General features: G+C 58.3%; 19 protein-coding genes and 1 riboswitch. All 19 genes read left to right on the top strand.

What is annotated here, in order from left to right; all coding sequences use genetic code 11:
• Window positions 1–76: 76 nt before the first annotated feature.
• The 19 genes from MGLY_RS03705 (at window position 77) to MGLY_RS03610 (ending at window position 16,718) form a co-directional block, all read left to right on the top strand.
• On the top strand, window positions 77–1,978 hold the full coding sequence (locus MGLY_RS03705) for an FAD-dependent oxidoreductase (RefSeq protein WP_246187410.1): 1,902 nt from the start codon (window positions 77–79) through the stop codon (window positions 1,976–1,978).
• A 135-nt stretch (window positions 1,979–2,113) separates the two neighbouring features.
• A complete protein-coding gene (locus tag MGLY_RS03700; protein ID WP_156271853.1) occupies window positions 2,114–2,416 on the top strand; it encodes a hypothetical protein in 303 nt (100 codons plus the stop codon).
• Window positions 2,417–2,499: 83 nt separating this feature from the next.
• Window positions 2,500–2,793, top strand: a complete 294-nt coding sequence (locus MGLY_RS03695) for a hypothetical protein (protein ID WP_211662066.1) — start codon at window positions 2,500–2,502, stop codon at window positions 2,791–2,793.
• A 71-nt stretch (window positions 2,794–2,864) separates the two neighbouring features.
• On the top strand, window positions 2,865–3,176 hold the full coding sequence (locus MGLY_RS03690; RefSeq protein ID WP_156271849.1) for a nucleotidyltransferase domain-containing protein: 312 nt from the start codon (window positions 2,865–2,867) through the stop codon (window positions 3,174–3,176).
• Window positions 3,177–3,418: 242 nt separating this feature from the next.
• Window positions 3,419–3,560, top strand: a riboswitch (molybdenum cofactor riboswitch).
• A gap of 87 nt (window positions 3,561–3,647) precedes the next feature.
• Window positions 3,648–3,860 carry a hypothetical protein gene (locus MGLY_RS03680; protein ID WP_246187409.1) on the top strand — a complete coding sequence of 71 codons (213 nt, stop codon included), beginning with the start codon at window positions 3,648–3,650 and terminating at the stop codon, window positions 3,858–3,860.
• Between the two features lie 13 nt (window positions 3,861–3,873).
• Complete coding sequence (locus tag MGLY_RS03675) at window positions 3,874–5,103, top strand: molybdopterin molybdotransferase MoeA (protein ID WP_156271847.1); 1,230 nt, start codon at window positions 3,874–3,876, stop codon at window positions 5,101–5,103.
• 113 nt (window positions 5,104–5,216) lie between these two features.
• Window positions 5,217–6,455 (top strand): molybdopterin-binding protein, encoded by a 1,239-nt coding sequence (locus MGLY_RS03670; RefSeq protein WP_246187408.1) that lies wholly within the window; start codon window positions 5,217–5,219, stop codon window positions 6,453–6,455.
• A gap of 86 nt (window positions 6,456–6,541) precedes the next feature.
• Entirely contained in the window at window positions 6,542–7,513 is a 972-nt protein-coding gene (gene moaA / locus MGLY_RS03665) for a GTP 3',8-cyclase MoaA (protein WP_156271843.1), read from the top strand.
• Window positions 7,514–7,673: 160 nt separating this feature from the next.
• Window positions 7,674–8,177 (top strand): cyclic pyranopterin monophosphate synthase MoaC, encoded by a 504-nt coding sequence (moaC, locus tag MGLY_RS03660; protein WP_156271841.1) that lies wholly within the window; start codon window positions 7,674–7,676, stop codon window positions 8,175–8,177.
• On the top strand, window positions 8,162–8,599 hold the full coding sequence (locus tag MGLY_RS03655; protein WP_156271839.1) for an MOSC domain-containing protein: 438 nt from the start codon (window positions 8,162–8,164) through the stop codon (window positions 8,597–8,599). Before moaC ends, MGLY_RS03655 begins: the two co-directional genes overlap by 16 nt.
• Entirely contained in the window at window positions 8,596–9,084 is a 489-nt protein-coding gene (locus MGLY_RS03650) for a MogA/MoaB family molybdenum cofactor biosynthesis protein (RefSeq protein ID WP_156271837.1), read from the top strand. Before MGLY_RS03655 ends, MGLY_RS03650 begins: the two co-directional genes overlap by 4 nt.
• A gap of 165 nt (window positions 9,085–9,249) precedes the next feature.
• The gene (locus MGLY_RS03645; protein ID WP_211662065.1) at window positions 9,250–10,047 is read left to right on the top strand and encodes a dihydroorotate dehydrogenase electron transfer subunit; all 798 of its coding nucleotides are present in this window, start codon (window positions 9,250–9,252) and stop codon (window positions 10,045–10,047) included.
• A gap of 2 nt (window positions 10,048–10,049) precedes the next feature.
• A complete protein-coding gene (locus MGLY_RS03640; protein WP_156271835.1) occupies window positions 10,050–10,985 on the top strand; it encodes a dihydroorotate dehydrogenase in 936 nt (311 codons plus the stop codon).
• A 94-nt stretch (window positions 10,986–11,079) separates the two neighbouring features.
• Window positions 11,080–11,643: an orotate phosphoribosyltransferase gene (gene pyrE, locus MGLY_RS03635; RefSeq protein ID WP_170291187.1), complete on the top strand. Its 564-nt coding sequence runs from the start codon at window positions 11,080–11,082 to the stop codon at window positions 11,641–11,643.
• A gap of 155 nt (window positions 11,644–11,798) precedes the next feature.
• On the top strand, window positions 11,799–12,641 hold the full coding sequence (locus MGLY_RS03630; RefSeq protein ID WP_156271831.1) for a fumarate hydratase: 843 nt from the start codon (window positions 11,799–11,801) through the stop codon (window positions 12,639–12,641).
• 11 nt (window positions 12,642–12,652) lie between these two features.
• A complete protein-coding gene (locus MGLY_RS03625) occupies window positions 12,653–13,213 on the top strand; it encodes a Fe-S-containing hydro-lyase (protein ID WP_156271829.1) in 561 nt (186 codons plus the stop codon).
• 176 nt (window positions 13,214–13,389) lie between these two features.
• Window positions 13,390–14,019, top strand: coding sequence for a corrinoid protein (locus MGLY_RS03620; protein ID WP_156271827.1), 630 nt, complete (start codon window positions 13,390–13,392; stop codon window positions 14,017–14,019).
• A 12-nt stretch (window positions 14,020–14,031) separates the two neighbouring features.
• The gene (locus MGLY_RS03615; RefSeq protein ID WP_156271825.1) at window positions 14,032–14,829 is read left to right on the top strand and encodes a methyltetrahydrofolate cobalamin methyltransferase; all 798 of its coding nucleotides are present in this window, start codon (window positions 14,032–14,034) and stop codon (window positions 14,827–14,829) included.
• A 68-nt stretch (window positions 14,830–14,897) separates the two neighbouring features.
• The gene (locus MGLY_RS03610; RefSeq protein ID WP_156271823.1) at window positions 14,898–16,718 is read left to right on the top strand and encodes a histidine kinase; all 1,821 of its coding nucleotides are present in this window, start codon (window positions 14,898–14,900) and stop codon (window positions 16,716–16,718) included.
• Window positions 16,719–16,732: the final 14 nt, after the last annotated feature.

Below are 16,732 nucleotides of genomic sequence, written 5' to 3'. Positions count from 1 at the left end.
GGTAGCGGGATTTAAAATTGCCCTGAAAAAGGTGCGGACTTAATAAATGCCGGGCAAAAGGAAATTGTATCTTTTTTTGAGCTTCATTTTGCTTTTAGCGGCCCTGGCGGGGTGGCGCTTATGGCCAGGGAGGGCAACGGCTGTTGAACAGGCCAGGTACTATCTAACAATGTGGCGGGCCGGGCAGGTGGGTCCCCACCAGGCACCCGACCCAGCTGCTTTCCCGCCGGCGCCGCCGCCGGTTGCCGGAGCCAGCTACGACGTCCTGGTAGTAGGGGGGCAACCGGAAGGTGTCGCTGCGGCTATATCTGCTGCCCGCCAGGGGGCGAAGGTCCTGCTGGTGGAAAGGCGCGACGGCCTGGGCGGCCTCTTTACCTACGGCTGGCTGAACTTTATTGACATGAATTACGGGCCGAAATACGAACTGCTGACCCGCGGTACCTTTCTTGATTTCTATCGCCAGGTAGGGGGCAGCATCTTTGATGTCGCCGTGGCCAAACAAGTCTTCCAGGCCATGGTGGGACGTTACCCCAACCTGGCTTTAAGCCTGAACACTGCTTTTAAAGCGCCCATCCTGGAAGGCAATAAACTGGTGGGCATTAAGGCCGTCAGGGACGGCCAGGAAATGGCCTTCTACGCCGGCCGGGTCATCGACGCCACCCAGGACGCCGACGTTGCCGCCGCGGCCGGCGTTCCTTATACGGTAGGCGCCGAGGATATGGGCGAGAAAGAGCGGCGCCAGGCCGTGACCCTGGTCTTTCACCTGGGGGGAATCGACTGGGCGGCCCTGGAGCAGGCCGTCAAGGGAGGCCAGATCAAAGACGCTAAGATTTCCGACCGGGCTGCCTGGGGCTTTGCCAGCCTTGGCGCGGCGTACCAGCCCTCCACCTCGCGCTTGCGGCTGCGGGGCTTGAATATCGGCCGCCAGAATGACGGCACCATCCTCATTAACGCCCTGCAGATCTTTGGTGTCGATGGACTGAGCGAGGCTGCCAAAACTGAAGCCATGGAGCTGGCCCGGCAAGAACTGCCGGCTATTACTGACTTCTTGCGCTCCCGGCTGCCCGGTTTTGCCGGGGCCAGGCTCCTGGGGGCGGCGCCGGAACTCTACGTCCGGGAAACCCGCCACATCAAGGCCCTTTACCAGCTGGACCTGAATGACGTCCTCTTTAACCGCTATTTCCCCGACGCCATCGCCCTGGGGTCCTACCCGGTGGATGTCCAGGCGACTTCACCCCAGGATACGGGTTACGTCTACGGCCGGCCGGAAGTCTACAGCATCCCCTTCCGTTCCCTGGTACCCCAGGGGATCGACAACCTCCTGGTTGTAGGGCGCTCGGCCGGCTATACCCACCTGGCTGCCGGCAGCGCCCGGGTGGTACCCATCGGCATGGCTACCGGCGACGCTGCCGGGGTGGCGGCCGCTTATTCCCTGCAGGTGAATAAGAATTTCCGGGAGCTGGCGGCCAGCCCCCGGGATATCCAGGCCATCCAGGATCTCCTGGTGAAGGCCGGCGCTTACCTGAAGGACTACCACATCAGAAACCCCTTGAGCGATCACTGGGCCTTTGCGGGCCTGCAGTTCGTCAATCGCTGGGGCCTGATTGTCGCCGGTTATAATAACGACTGGAAGCTGGATGACCCGGTCAACCAGGCAAGCTTTTACTATATGACGGCCAATGCCTTAAAAAGGGCGGCCGGCCGGGGCGATCTGGTGGCTGCCAGGGCAGCAGCCTTAGAGCCCTATCTCGAACGGAAACCTTTAACGCGGGGGGCAGCGGCCTCTCTCCTCCTCACCTACCTGGGCGATGATACGGCGGCTTTAGACCCGGCGGCAGCCGTGGCCCGGGCCGGGGCAAAGGGCCTCCTGCCCCTGGATAAAACGGGAAGCGATCCCCAGGGGATAGTAACCGGAGCGGAGGCCTACTACGCCACCGAGAGGCTCTGCGCCCTGGTGGCAAGAATTAATGGGCACTGATGCAAAAGAGGAAGCCCTGCGGGAGTTTTCATCGGCCTGATTCAGGCCGCCCTGGCCGGTTGGTGAGATGGCTTTTCGCTTAAACTGGTATGTGATACAATACTTATATGATATACCGCGGGAGGAGGCACTGCCATGGCAATTTCACCGCGATTCAGTAGTTTGTTACTGGAAGCCACCCGCGCCCATGATATAGATGAAGCCTTATCTAAACTTTTTAGTGAGTACCTTGAGTTGAAAATCGCTAAACTGGAAGAGCGCCGGGATAATCTACAAAAAAAATGGGGTATGTCTTTCGAGGCTTTTTGCCGCCAGGTGCAAGATAATAGCCTGCCCAAGGATCCCTTTTCTTATGAAGTAGAGAATGATTACTGGGAATGGGAAGAAGTAGAAACTCTTTTAAAACACTACCAGGGGCTGAAAAACAAATGGATGTAGCCAGGTTTTTAAGGGAGCTTTTTTCCTGCCTGGCGGGAAAAGACTTTGTAAAGGATTGTCACCTGGAAGTGGCAGTTTTTCTGATGAAGGGAAAGATTGAACTTAAAGATGATGGCTTTCTTAAAGTGTATTGCAACGAGCGGACAGGTACCCTGGCTTTTGCATTAATAAACAAGGAAAAACGTATCTGGGGGATCGATAAGGATAATTTGCGCGGCTGGCATTGTCATCCTTTTGGAGAACCCGAAAGCCACCAGCCAGTAGAAGAACAGGATTTGGAAGTTATCATAAACCAGGTGGAAACTATCTGGCGGCAGATTACAGGACCAGGAGGTCAGTTGAAAAACCATCGTAACCAGCCGGCCCATTTGAGTTAACCCTACCGGAAGCCGCTTAAGATTGAAATGCCGTATTTTTGGTATAATACAGGAAAGGAGGGTCGGCATTTATGCATGAAATAGTACAGTCTATGGCCAAACGTATCGTAGAGAAATTCCATCCCCAAAAAGTAATCGTTTTTGGTTCATGGGCAAGGGGAGAAGCCGGTCCAGGCAGTGATGTGGACCTTTTGATTGTTCTGGATTGCAGCCGTGAACAAAAACGGGCTATGCAAGTAGCCATTAGAAAAGAGCTGCGTGAATTTAAAGTCCCGAAAGATATTATAGTTGCTAATCTAGAGGACATCAGCAAGTATAAAGACGCCTGGTGGACTGTTTACCACCCCGCCCTCAAAGAAGGGTTGGTGCTCTATGAACACTGAGGAAAGGGAACAGGAAGCATTAAGATGGCTGGATAAAGCAAGAAGGGACTTGCGTGTGGCCAGGATGGCCTTCAACGACGAGGAGGAGCCCTCACGATGAAGCCCAAAAAGCAATTGCGATGGCGGAAGATATATACAATAAGATATTCGCTAAAATGATTAACTAAAGGTCAGGGACCATCTACGCTCATGCGTTTTAATTCCTGCTTGCCTCCTATTTATGGTTATGCTACAATAAACATAACTGCATATACCTCCGAGCCAGTGGGCCTAAGGTTTGAGGCTATGGCTGCTGGCCTCCTGCCTGCTTGCCAGGCAGCGACGGGGTAGGCGGGGAAACCTGCCTGCCTCCCGGAATGGGAAAGGAGTTTTTAGTAACTTCAGGCACCCTTCCGGGTGCCTTATATTTTAAGTAACATTTTTACCAAAAAGGAATAAAGCCCGGCTATAATAAATCAACGCGAAGAGAGCATGAAACTTCTGGAAGGGGGTATTTTCATGGTTGACCGGGAAGCCATCAAAGCAGCAGTAAAAGAAGCCGCGGCTAACCATGGCGGCAAGCTGCCCTGCGCGGTGGCCCAGGAAGTGGCCCGCCGTTTGCAGGTGCCCATGCGTGAGGTGGGACAGGCTACTGACGACTTGCAGATCAAGATTATCCAGTGCCAGCTGGGGTGTTTCGAGTAGCAGGGGGATATGGATGGAACTCTTTCGGGTGGTAACTTTAGCAGAAGCACGCCGGCTGCTGGCCCGCTACTGGCCCTTGCCGGGACGGCAGGAAGTGATTTTACCCCTGCTCGCTGCCCTGGGGCGGGAACTGGCCCGGCCGGTGGCGGCGAAGGACGACGTTCCCGGTTTTACCCGTGCCACCATGGACGGTTATGCCGTCCGGGCGGCCGATACCTTTGGCGCCCGGGAAAGCCAGCCGGTGATTTTGCGCCTGGTAGGAGAGGTGCCCATGGGGCAACCGGCTACAGTTGCCGTTGGCCCCGGCGAAGCGGTGGCCGTGGCTACGGGAAGTATGATGCCCCCGGGGGCTGATGCCGTGGTTATGGTGGAAAATACGGAACTCTTACCGGAGGGCCGGATCGCCGTTTTTAAACCCGTGGCCCCGGGGCAGGACCTGGTGCGGCAGGGTGCCGACGTCCGCGCCGGTACCACCGTCCTGCCTGTCGGCCATACTTTGCGGCCTCAGGACCTGGGAGTGCTGGCCAGCCTGGGAGTAACCCGGGTGACTGTATATGAGCCCTGGCGGGTGGGCATCCTGGCTACCGGCAATGAAATCGTCCCTCCCGAGGCTAACCCCGGACCCGGTCAGGTAAGAGATATTAATTCCTACACCCTGGCCGGACTGGTCCAGGAGTGCGGTGGCAAGGTCACCCTCTACGGTATTGCTCCCGATGACCTGGAGGACCTCACGGCCAGGGTCCGGAAAGCCCTGGCGGAGAACCACCTGGTGCTCCTTTCCGGCGGCAGTTCCGTCGGCACCCGCGATTTAACCGTCCAGGTCCTGGCTGGCCTGGGACAGCCGGGTATCCTCTTTCACGGTGTGGCCATCCGCCCGGGTAAGCCCACCGTTGCGGCAGTGGCCGGCGATAAGATGATCCTGGGCCTGCCGGGCCATCCCGTTTCAGCCATGGTTGTTTTCAGTATCTTAATTGAACCCCTGCTGCGCTACGGGAGCTACGACCACCTGGCCGGGAGGAGGACGGTGGAGGCGATCTTAAGCCGTACAGTTACTTCCACCCCCGGCCGGGAGGACTATATCCGCGTTCGCCTGGGAGCAGGCCCGGGTGGGTTCCTGGCCGTACCGGTACCGGGAGGATCGAGTATGATCTCATCCATGGTCCAGGCCGACGGCCTGGTAACCATTCCCCTGGAAGAAGAGGGCCTGGAAGCCGGTACGAGGGTAGAGGTTAAATTATTTTAAGTGTTACTTTATTATACCATAGTTCATAAAGCGGAGAGAAAGCGGCGAGAAAGCGGAGAGGGTCCGGAAAGCTGAATTAAGTTATATTAAACCCGGGAAGGAAGGGTTGGTTATTGGCACGCAAGGTCTTTGTCACCAGCCGGCCCTGGCAGGAGGCCCTGGAGGAATTTCTGGGAACTTTAAGATCCAATGGTTACCTGGCCGGGCTGCCGGCTGAAGAAATAGACGTTACCCAGGCCCTGGGCCGGGTGACGGCAGCACCGGTTTATGCCGCTATCTCCTCACCCCACTACCCGGCGGCAGCCATGGACGGGATAGCCGTGCGGGCGGAAAAGACCTTTGGTGCCAGCGAGGGGGAACCCCTGGAACTGGCCCTGGACCGCGAGGCAGCAGTTGTCGACACGGGCGATCCCTTACCCGAGGGCTTTGATGCCGTTATTATGATTGAAGAGGTAGCCTTTAAAGATAAGGCAACGGCTGTTATCCGGCGCCCGGCCGTGCCAGGGCAGAATATCCGGCCGGTGGGTGAGGACATCACGGCCGGCGAGCTGCTGGTGCCGGCCAACCATATCCTCACCCCCTACGACCTGGGAGGGATGCTCTCGGCCGGGGTCACGCGGGTGGCCGTCCGGCCGCGGCCGCGGGTAGCTATCCTGCCCACGGGGACGGAGGTTGTGCCGCCCACCCCCAACCCGGCCCCCGGCCAGATCCTGGAGTCCAACGGTACCATGCTGGCCGGCCTGGTCACCCGCTGGGGGGGCGAGCCCCAGGTTTACCCCATTACCCCTGATGATTACCAGCTCTTAAAGGAACGCCTGCTGCAGGCCCTGGCGGGAAGCGACCTGGTCCTCATCAATGCCGGCTCCTCGGCCGGGCGGGAGGACTATACCGCCCGCCTGGTGGTTGAGCTGGGGCAGGTCTTAACCCATGGGGTTGCCACCCGGCCCGGCAAACCGGTAATCCTGGGTATAGTCGAGGGTAAGCCGGTGATTGGCGTACCCGGCTACCCGGTATCGGCCGCCCTGTGTGCGGAACTCTTTGCCCGGCCCGTTATCTATTACCGCCAGGGACTGGAACCGCCCCGGCGGGAGCGGGTCCAGGCCGTCCTGGCCCGTAAAATTTACTCCCCCCTGGGCCGGGAGGAGTTTGTCCGCGTCCGCCTGGAGAGGGAGGGGGACAGGCTGGTGGCCATCCCGACCTCCCGCGGTGCCGGTACCATCATGGCCCTGGCCCGGGCCGACGGCATTGTGGTGGTCCCCCGCCTGGCCGAGGGCTTTGCCGCCGGCCAGGAAGTGACGGTATATCTGTTGCGGAAGTCGGAGGCTGGAAGTCAGAAGTCAGAATTCCTGTAGGAACTGGTGTAGCCGTTCCTACCGCAGATCCCACCTCTCACTTCCCAAATCCCACATCTCATATTCGGAGGAAAGAGGGGAAACCGGTGGAAGATACCTTTCGCCGCCAGATAAACTACCTGCGCATTGCCATTACCGACCGTTGCAACCTGCGCTGCCGCTACTGCATGCCGGCCACCGGGGTACCTTTAAAGAGCCACCAGGACATCCTCCGCCTGGAGGAGATCGTCACCCTGGCGCGGGTGGCCGGCAGCGCCGGGATTAACCGCATCCGCCTCACCGGTGGTGAGCCCCTGGTGCGGAAAAACGTGGTGACCCTGGTCCGGGACCTGGCCGCCCTACCGGGTATTAAAGAGGTTTCCCTGACCACCAATGGCATATTCCTGAGTGGCCTGGCCAGGCCCCTCAAAGAAGCGGGCCTGAGCCGGGTGAATATCAGCCTGGACACCCTGAAGAAAGACCGTTACCGCTATATCACCCGCCGGGGCAATATCAGCAGCGTCTGGCAGGGCATCCGCGCCGCCCTGGCCGTGGGCCTTACACCGGTAAAACTCAATGTTGTCGTTACCCGCGGCTTTAACGACGACGAGATCCTGGATTTTGCCCGTCTGGCGCAGGAAGAACCCCTGCATATTCGTTTTATTGAACTGATGCCCATTGGCGCCGCCGCTGCTTCTGGTAGCGGTTATGTATCCATGGACGAGATTAAAAGCCAGATCAGCCGGGTCTTTCCCCTGGAACCTTTAGCAAACCTGGTAACCAACGGCCCGGCAGTTAACTTTAAGGTGGCCGGCGGTACAGGTAGTATCGGCTTTATCAGCGCCATGTCCAGTCACTTTTGCCACCGCTGTAACCGCCTGCGCCTGACGGCCGACGGGAAACTCAGGCCCTGCCTCTACTGGGACGGGGAAATAGACATCAAAGGGCCTTTACGCGCCGGGGCTTCGGAGGCCGAACTGGCGGCCATTTTTGCCCGGGCCGTCAGCTTGAAGCCGGCCGAACACCACATGGAAACCGGCTGGCGCCAGCCCCGGGTCATGTCCCAGATCGGCGGCTGATGTTTAAGAAGTGAGAGGTGGGAAGTGGGAAGTAGGAGTTGGTTCAGAGTAAGCTCCGGTGAGGTTAATGTCCGTGGGGGGAACCGGGTCGTTCCTTTAATAAAAGTTTGTATCTGTAAAGGCACAAAGTAAACGAGCAGTGTATTATGGAGGCACGGGTATGAGCAATCCCCTGACCCACCTTGATGCCAAAGGTGCTGCACGAATGGTAGATGTGGGCGCCAAGGCCGTTACCGAACGGGTGGCTGTAGCCCGGGGACGGGTACTGATGAGCAAAAACACCCTGGACCTCATCCTGGAAGGGGAGATGCCCAAGGGTGACGTCCTGGCCGTGGCCCGGGTGGCCGGGATTATGGCCGCCAAGCAAACGGGGTCGTTAATCCCCCTCTGCCACCCCTTACCCATCAGCGCGGTAAGCGTCGACTTCCGCCCTGACCGGGAAACGGGGGCCCTGGAAATTGAAGCCCGGGTGAAGACCACCGGCCAGACCGGGGTGGAAATGGAAGCCCTGACGGCGGTCAGTGTGGCCGCCCTGACCATTTATGACATGTGCAAAGCCGTGGAACGGGGTATGGTTATTGATAACATCCGGTTAATCGAAAAAAAGGGGGGCCGCAGCGGCCACTTCCAGCGGGAAGGGGAGGAGCCATGGGACGTATTGTAGCCGTCTGTATTTCGGCTAATAAAGGGGAACGCAAGCAGAATATCACCAGGGGCATGCTAATCGCCAACCACGGCCTGGAGGGCGACGCCCATGCCGGCCCCTGGCACCGCCAGGTAAGCCTCCTGGCCATGGAAAGCATTACCAAAATGCAGGCGAAAGGACTGAAAGTTGGCCCCGGCGACTTCGCCGAAAACCTGACGACGGAGGGTATTGACCTGGTATCCTTGCCGGTGGGTACGAAATTAAGAATCGGCGACCGGGTCCTGGCCGAGGTGACCCAGATCGGCAAACAGTGCCACAGCCGCTGTGCCATTTACCAGCAGGCCGGCGACTGCGTCATGCCCCGCGAGGGCATCTTTGTGGCCATCCTGGAGGGTGGGCCGGTCCAGGTGGGCGATCCTATCGAGGTGGTGGCCTCGTGATCCGGGTAGCTATCCTCACGGCCAGCGATAAGGGAGCCCGGGGCGAGCGGGAGGATAAGAGCGCGGCCGTCATCCGGGAAATGGTGGCGGATCTTGGCGAAGTGGTGGCCTATGAGGTTGTTCCTGATGAGCGCCGGCTCCTGGCCGCCAAATTGCGGGAGTTCTGCGATGTGGTAGGCGCCGACCTGGTCCTCACTACCGGGGGCACCGGCTTCAGCCCCCGGGATGTGACCCCCGAGGCCACCCGGGATGTAATTGAAAAGGAAGTTCCGGGGCTGCCGGAGGCCATGCGGGCGGCAAGCCTGAAGTTAACCCCCCAGGCCATGCTCTCCCGGGCTATAGCCGGCATCCGGGGGAAAACCCTCATTGTCAACCTGCCCGGCAGTCCCAAAGGGGTGCGGGAAAACCTGGCGGCCATACTACCAGCCCTGCCCCACGGCCTGGCCATTTTAAAGGGCGAGGCCGGCGAGTGCGGCCGGCCGTAAGGGCACCCCATCCAGCTCCAGCATTACTGAAGCCCCGCCATGCCATGCGCATCTCGGGGCTTCTTTAGTAAGTCCAAATGAGGTATACTAAAATTTGTGTTACCGGTATTCCTGGGCAGGAAAATAAGAATTGGTGTCGAAAGAGATAGGGATTTTTGGTAAAGGGTGAAGCTCTTGCTGCAAGACCTGGAAGCTGAAGTACTGGCCTCGCACCAGTTGGGGCAGGACGTTTACTTATTGCGCTTACACGCCCCGTTGATTGCTGAAGCGGCCCAGCCGGGGCAGTTTGTGCACGTCCGTTGCTCAGAAACCTTCGATCCTTTATTGCGACGCCCGTTAAGCATCCATGATGCCGGTAACGAGGGAGAATTAACTTTACTGTATCAGGTCAAAGGCCGGGGCACAGCCTGGCTGGCTCGACAGCAGTCAGGACAGAAGATAAATATTCTAGGGCCTCGCGGCCGGGGTTTTACTTTACCCCAAAACAAGAGGCTGGCACTAGTAGCCGGGGGCATGGGCATGGTTCCCTTGCTTTTTCTCGCCCGGCGGGCCCTGGAGGCCGGTAATGAGGTTGATTTTTTCTATGGCGCCCGGGATAGGGAACAGTTGTACCAGTTAGAAACATTAAAGGCCATGCAGGTTAATTTATTCCTGGCTACTGACGACGGCAGCGCCGGCTTTCAAGGGCCGGTGACAAAGCTCTGGGAAAAATATATACCAGAGAGGTCCTACGACCGGGGCTATGCCTGCGGTCCCCGGCCGGCCCTGGCGGCCTTCGCCTGCCTGGCGGGGCGGGCCTCCCTCCCGGCCGAGGTTTCTCTGGAGGAAAGGATGGCCTGCGGCCTGGGTGCCTGCCGTGGCTGCGTAACGGCCCTGCAGGATCCTTCAGGCAATAAGTATTACGAAAATGTCTGCACGGGCGGCCCTGTCTTCGACGCAGTCGCCGTGTACTGGGAGGACTAACAATGGAGCAGGCCGGTAAAAGGCCCCGAGTCAACCTGGCGGTGGAAATTACCGGTTTAACTTTACAGAATCCGGTAATGCCAGCCTCCGGAACCTTTGGTTTTGGCGAGGAATACGCCCCCTTTATTGATCTCAACCGCCTGGGAGCCCTGGTGGTCAAGACCATCACCCTGCATCCCACCCCCGGCAACCCGCCGCCGCGCTTAATGGAAGGCCATTGCGGCCTGCTTAATTCCGTGGGCCTGCAGAACCCGGGCCTGGAAATTTTCCTGCGGGAGAAACTGCCCTATTTACGCCGGTACACACCTCCCCTGATTGTCAGTATTGCCGGCAGGACCACGGAGGAGTACGCGGAGCTGGCCGCTCGCCTGAGCGAGGCCGAGGGCATTGCCGCCCTGGAGGTCAACATCTCCTGTCCCAATGTCAAGGAAGGGGGGATTGTTTTTGGTACGGTGCCGGCCATGGCGGCCCGGGTGACGGCTATAGTCAAGGAACATACCCACCTGCCGGTGATAGTTAAATTAACCCCGAACGTAACTGATATTACCACTATAGCCAGGGCGGTGGAAGATGCCGGTGCCGGTGCCATAGCCCTGATTAATACCCTCCAGGGCATGGCCATTGATATCGAAAGGCGCCGCCCGGCCCTGGCCAATATAGTAGGGGGCTTAAGCGGGCCGGCCATTAAACCGGTGGCCCTTTATGCTGTCTGGCGGGTAGCCCGGGCCGTAAAGGTGCCGGTAATCGGCATGGGCGGCATTATGACGGCTCGCGATGCCATTGAGTTCTTGCTGGCAGGGGCCACTGCGGTGGCTGTAGGTACGGCCACCCTGGTCGACCCGGGTGCGATCACGAAGATAATCGCTGGCCTGGAAAACTACCTGACAGAACAGGGCCTTGCAGACGTGCGGGAATTGATTGGTGCGCTGCAAATTTGATAGCGGACCGGCCTGGGAGTGTATATGAGGGCGGAGATAGCAGACAAGTAAAATATCTACAGGAGTGAAGCAAGTGCTCGATCGGGAAGAAATCATGGCCATCTTTCGCCGCACAGGCGTATTATGGGAAGGACATTTTGTGTTAACCTCCGGCCTCCACAGCGGCCGTTATCTCCAGTGTGCCCGGGTGCAGCAGTTCCCGGAGGAAAACGCCCTCCTCTGCCGGGACCTGGCGGCGAGATTTAAGGACCAGGGTATTACCGCCGTTGTGGGCCCGGCCATCGGTGCCATTATTATGTCTTATGAAATGGCCCGCCATCTCGGCGCCAGGGCCCTCTTTACCGAGCGGGAAAACGGCGTCATGACCCTGCGCCGGAGTTTTACCCTGGAGCCTGGGGAACGGGTGCTGGTGGTGGAAGACGTGATCACTACAGGGGGATCAGTGAAGGAAGTCATTGAAGTTGTGAAACAGTACAACGCGGTGCCGGTGGGGGCCGGCGTCCTGGTGGATCGCAGCGGCGGCCGGGCGGATGTAGGTGTACCGGTACAGTCATTGATCACCTTTGATATTGAGACGTATAAACCGGAAGACTGTCCCTTATGCCGGCAGGGGTTACCGGTTGTCAAACCGGGCAGCAGGCAGGGTACAGGAAAATAACCGGATTTCACCAGTCAGTGGGGCCAGGATATATAGAAGGCCAGTTAAAGAGTCCGGCAGTTTTTACAATTGTATCCAGGCTTTTGTTGCTTGACATTAACGACTCTTTTCGGTCCCATAAATATACCGGACTTGTGCAGAGGGGCTGGAAGGTAATGCGCGAAATTAAAGCCCGGGAAATCACAGGGGCAGTGGCCGGGCTGTGCATCGAGGCCTGCTCGGTGCTGGGGCCGGACTGGTGGCAGGCCATGGCGGCAGCCCTGGCCAGGGAAGAGGCGCCCTTAGGGCGGGATATATTACAACAACTCCAGGAGAACGCCAGGCTGGCGGCCGGTAGCGGGGAGCCCATTTGCCAGGATACCGGGGTGGTGGTAGTCTTTGTGGAAGTGGGACAGGAAGTACATGTGACGGGTGGCAATCTCTATGAAGCCATCAACGCCGGCGTGCGGCAGGGCTACCTGGAAGGCTACCTCCGCAAGTCGGTAGTGGGCGATCCTTTGCTGCGTAAAAATACCGGCGACAATACGCCGGCCATTATCCATACGGAGATAGTTGACGGGGATCGCTTGAAGATTACGGTAGCCCCCAAGGGCGCCGGCAGCGAGAATATGTCGGGGGTCAAGATGCTCAAACCGGCCGACGGCGTGGCAGGCATCAAGAAATATGTGCTCCAGGTGGTGGAGGAGGCCGGCGGCAATCCCTGCCCGCCCATTGTTGCCGGCGTAGGCATCGGCGGCAACCTGGAAAAGGCCCCTTACCTGGCGAAAAAGGCCCTCCTGCGCCCCCTGGGGCAGCGCCATCCTTTAAGCCATGTTGCCGCACTGGAAGAAGAACTGCTGGCGGTCATCAACGCCACCGGCATCGGTCCCCAGGGCCTGGGGGGAAGGGTAACGGCTTTAGATGTCCATATTGAAATCTACCCGACCCACATCGCTTCTTTGCCGGTCGCCGTCAACCTGCAGTGCCATGCCGCCCGGCATGCTACCGCAATTCTATAGGGGGTGGGCCTGTGCTGAGCATAACGACGCCTCTGGATGAAGCAACGGCCCGGAGTTTAAAGGCCGGGGACCAGGTTTTAATCAGCGGTACCATTTTAACCGGCCGGGATGCGGCCCACCAGCGGATGGTGGAAACCCTCCGGGCCGGCGGCGAGCTGCCTGTGGATCTCCGCGACCAGATTATCTATTACGTCGGCCCCTGCCCGGCCCGGCCCGGCAAAGTGGTCGGCTCTGCCGGCCCTACCACCAGCGGGCGGATGGACGCCTACGCACCGCTACTCATCAGGGAAAAGGGCCTGCGGGGGATGATCGGCAAGGGCGGCCGCAGCCCGGAAGTAATCCGGGCCATGCAGGAAGCCGGGGCCGTATATTTCCTGGCCACCGGTGGTGCGGGGGCCCTCCTGGCCCGGCACATTAAAAAGGCCACCGTCGTTGCCTACGCAGACCTGGGGCCGGAGGCCATCTACCGCCTGGAAGTAGAAGAATTCCCGGTGATTGTGGGTATTGACTGCCAGGGGAATGATTTATATGCCAGCGGCCGGGCAAAGTATCGCCGGGAGGTTTCGCCTTGAGGTCCTGGAAGGGGGACTGCAAAAATCCGGGTGCCCTCGAGCGGGGAAGATACCGGTAATTTCCTCCAAGGGCAAGAAAACAAACCTTTGGCAATAATTTAGCCTTGCAGCGCAAGTAATCTTGAAATAGACTTAAAAATGAACTAACATTAATATTTCTAAGGAGGCAAGGTAAAGTGGCAGTCCTGGAGGAAATTAAAGAAGCTTTGATGGCCGGCAATGCCAATAAGGTCAAGGAGCTGACCCAGAAGGCGCTGGATGAGGGCATCACCCCCACCACCATTATTAACGACGGCCTGATTGCGGCCATGAATATCATTGGCGTTAAGTTCAAGAACAATGAAGTTTACGTACCTGAGGTCCTGGTGGCGGCCCGGGCCATGCATGCCGGCATGGACGTGGTCAAGCCCCTGCTCACCGCTGATGCCATGGAGGATAAAGGGACGCTGGTTATCGGTACGGTTAAGGGCGACCTCCATGATATCGGCAAGAACCTGGTCATCATGATGATGGAAGGAGCCGGTTTCAAGGTAGTTGACCTGGGTATTGACGTGCCGGTAGAGAAATTTGTCCAGGCGGTAGAAGAACACAAGCCCCAGCTGGTCGGCATTTCGGCCCTGCTGACCTCTACCATGATGCAGATGAAGAAAACTGTCGAGGGCCTGGCAGCTTACCGCGATAAAATCAAGATTATGGTCGGCGGCGCCCCGGTTACCCAGAAATTTGCCGATGAAATCGGTGCCGACGGCTATGCTCCCGATGCTGCCTCGGCTGTAGATCTCGCCCGCCAGCTGCTGGCTTCGTAGGGAGGCCAGGAGATGCTGGTTGTCGGTGAGCTGATAAATTCCAGCCGCAAGGCCATTGCCCGGGCCATTGCCGAACGCGATAAGGAATATATCCAGGACCTGGCCAGAAAGCAGGTTGAGGCCGGCGCCCACATTATTGACGTCAACTGCGGGACAAGCATCGGCGAAGAAGATAAGGTCATGGAATGGCTGGTGCATATCGTCCAGGAAGTCGTTGACGTGCCCTTGTGTATCGACAGTCCCAGCGCCGAAGCCCTGGCCGCCGGCCTGGCGGCCCATAAAGGCCAGGCCATGATCAATTCCATCACTGCGGAGAAGCAGCGCTGGCAGGAAGTTTTGCCCCTGGTGCAGAAATATAAAGCTAAGGTCATTGCCCTCTGCATGGACGACGGCGGCATGCCGGAGTCGGTGGCCGACCGCTTGCGGGTAGCCGGCAGACTGGTACCGGGGCTGGTGGAAGCCGGGATACCGGAAGAAGATATTTACCTGGACCCCCTGATTAAGCCCCTGGGGGTTAACAGCCAGTACGGCGTCGAAGCTTTAGAAGCGGTGGCGGCTTTAAAGGAAAAGTACCCCAAAGTTCATACTATCTGCGGCCTATCCAATGTTTCTTATGGCTTACCGGAGCGCCGGCTGTTAAACCGGGCCTTTATGGTCATGTGCCTGACCCGGGGTATGGATGCTTTTATCCTAGACCCCCTGGATATGCCCCTGATGGGCCTTTTGCGAGCGGCTACAGCCCTGGCCGGCCAGGATGAATACTGCCTGGAGTATATTGCCGCCGCCCGCGCCGGGAAAATTAAAGCTTAAGCTTAGAGTAAATCCGGCCGCAGGCAGGGAGGTTCCCTGCTGCGGTCGTTTTTATTAGGAGGAAAAATATGCCTTTTTCCCTGGAAAATTTAATCCAGGCTGTAATCAACGGCAATGCCGTTCAGGTACGGGAAGAAGTTAAGCAGGCCCTGGCCGCCGGGGTAGATCCGGCCCGGATTATTTCCGACGGCTTTGTGGCCGCCATGGATGTGGTGGGGGAAAGGTTTGAACGCAATGAGATTTACGTCACCGATCTGATTATTACCGCCCGGGCCATGCACACCGGTTTGAAGGAGCTCAAGCCTTTTATGCTGACCGGCCAGGTGCAACCGGTGGGGCGGGCCATAATCGGCACCGTCCAGGGAGACATCCATGATATCGGTAAAAATTTACTGGGGATAATGCTCGAAGCCTCGGGTTTCGAGGTAATTGACCTGGGCGTCAATGTCGCTCCCAGCACCTTTGTCGAAGCGGTAATTAAATACCATCCTGACGTCCTGTGCCTGTCGGCCCTCCTTTCCTCTACCCGGGGAGCCATGGGCGAAACCATTGCCGCCCTGCAAGAGGCCGGCTGGCGGGGCAAGGTCAAAGTGGTGGTGGGCGGTACGCCGCTGAATGAGACTATTGCCGCCAAAATGGGGGCCGATGGCTACGCGCCCGATGCCACCGCCGCCGTCCAGCTGATCAAGGACCTGATCGGCACCGGCCAGAAACGCCAGGCGGTCCTGGCACCGGCTACCCTGGATTTATTCTTTGGGGAAGGTTCCCTGGAAGACTTGCAGCTGGCCTTTACCCGCATGACCGGGCTGCACCTGATCATGGTGGATGCCGCCGGTAATCCTTTGACCCCTTTGGGAGGCTTCCTGGAATGCTCCCGGCATTGCCATTTACTCCAGGGCTACCCGGCCAAAGACGTGGATGTTACCACCCTGGCGGGTAATTTTAAAGAGGCTTTTATTTACCGCTGCCATGCCGGCCTGGTGGAAATATCCTATCCCCTGGCCAATGAAGACGGTACGGTGGGAGCCGTCCTCTGCGGCCACTGCCTTTTAGAGGGCGACCCCGCCCCGGCACAATTGCAGGCGGCCGTACCGGTGCTGTCCATAAAGGATTTGGAAGCCGTCTGCGGCCTCCTTTCCTTTGTGTCCGGGCAGATCATGCAGCTCAACGCCGTTTTACTGGTCAATAAAGAACTGGAGGAGCAGCGCACGAGCTTTATCCACTTCCTGAAAAGGCAGCACCAGCTGGAGCAGGCCCTGAAGGAAGCCGAACTAAAAGTCCTCCAGTCCCAGGTTAATCCCCATTTCTTGTTTAACTCTTTAAATACCATCGCCCGCCTGGCCCTCTTTGAGGGGGCGGCAACTACCGAAAAAATGGTACGCGCCCTGGCCCGCCTCATGCGCTACAGCCTCTACCAGGTCAAAGAAACGGTGACCCTGGCTGAGGAGATAGCTGCCGTGCGCGACTACCTCTTTATCCAGGAGACGCGTTTTCCGGACCGGGTCCAGAGCCAGGTGCTGGTAGAGGAAGATGTGCTGGAGGCTCGCGTACCCTGCATGGTCCTGCAGCCCCTGGTAGAAAACGCTGTCATCCACGGCCTGGAGCCCAGGGAGGAGGGCGGGAGAATTACCGTTTCCGGCCGCCGGGTGGGGGACCAGGTGCATATAGAAATAAAGGATGACGGCATTGGCATCCCCCCTGAGGTCCAGAAGGCCATCTTTGACCTCCGGGTACAGGGCGGTAGCAAAGGCCAGGTGAGCGGGCTGGGGATTGTCAATGTTTACCGGCGCCTGCAGCATCAATTTGGCAGCAACTGCGCCCTGGATGTGACCAGCACGCCGGGAAAAGGGACTTGCATTCAGCTCACTTTTCCCTATACTAAAGAGTAACGTAGTATTTATGA

Source organism: Moorella glycerini, assembly GCF_009735625.1.
GTDB classification, from domain to species: domain Bacteria; phylum Bacillota; class DSM-521; order Neomoorellales; family Neomoorellaceae; genus Neomoorella; species Neomoorella glycerini.
Note: the sequence above shows the minus strand (reverse complement) of the source record. Positions and strands in the feature narration are given on the sequence as shown.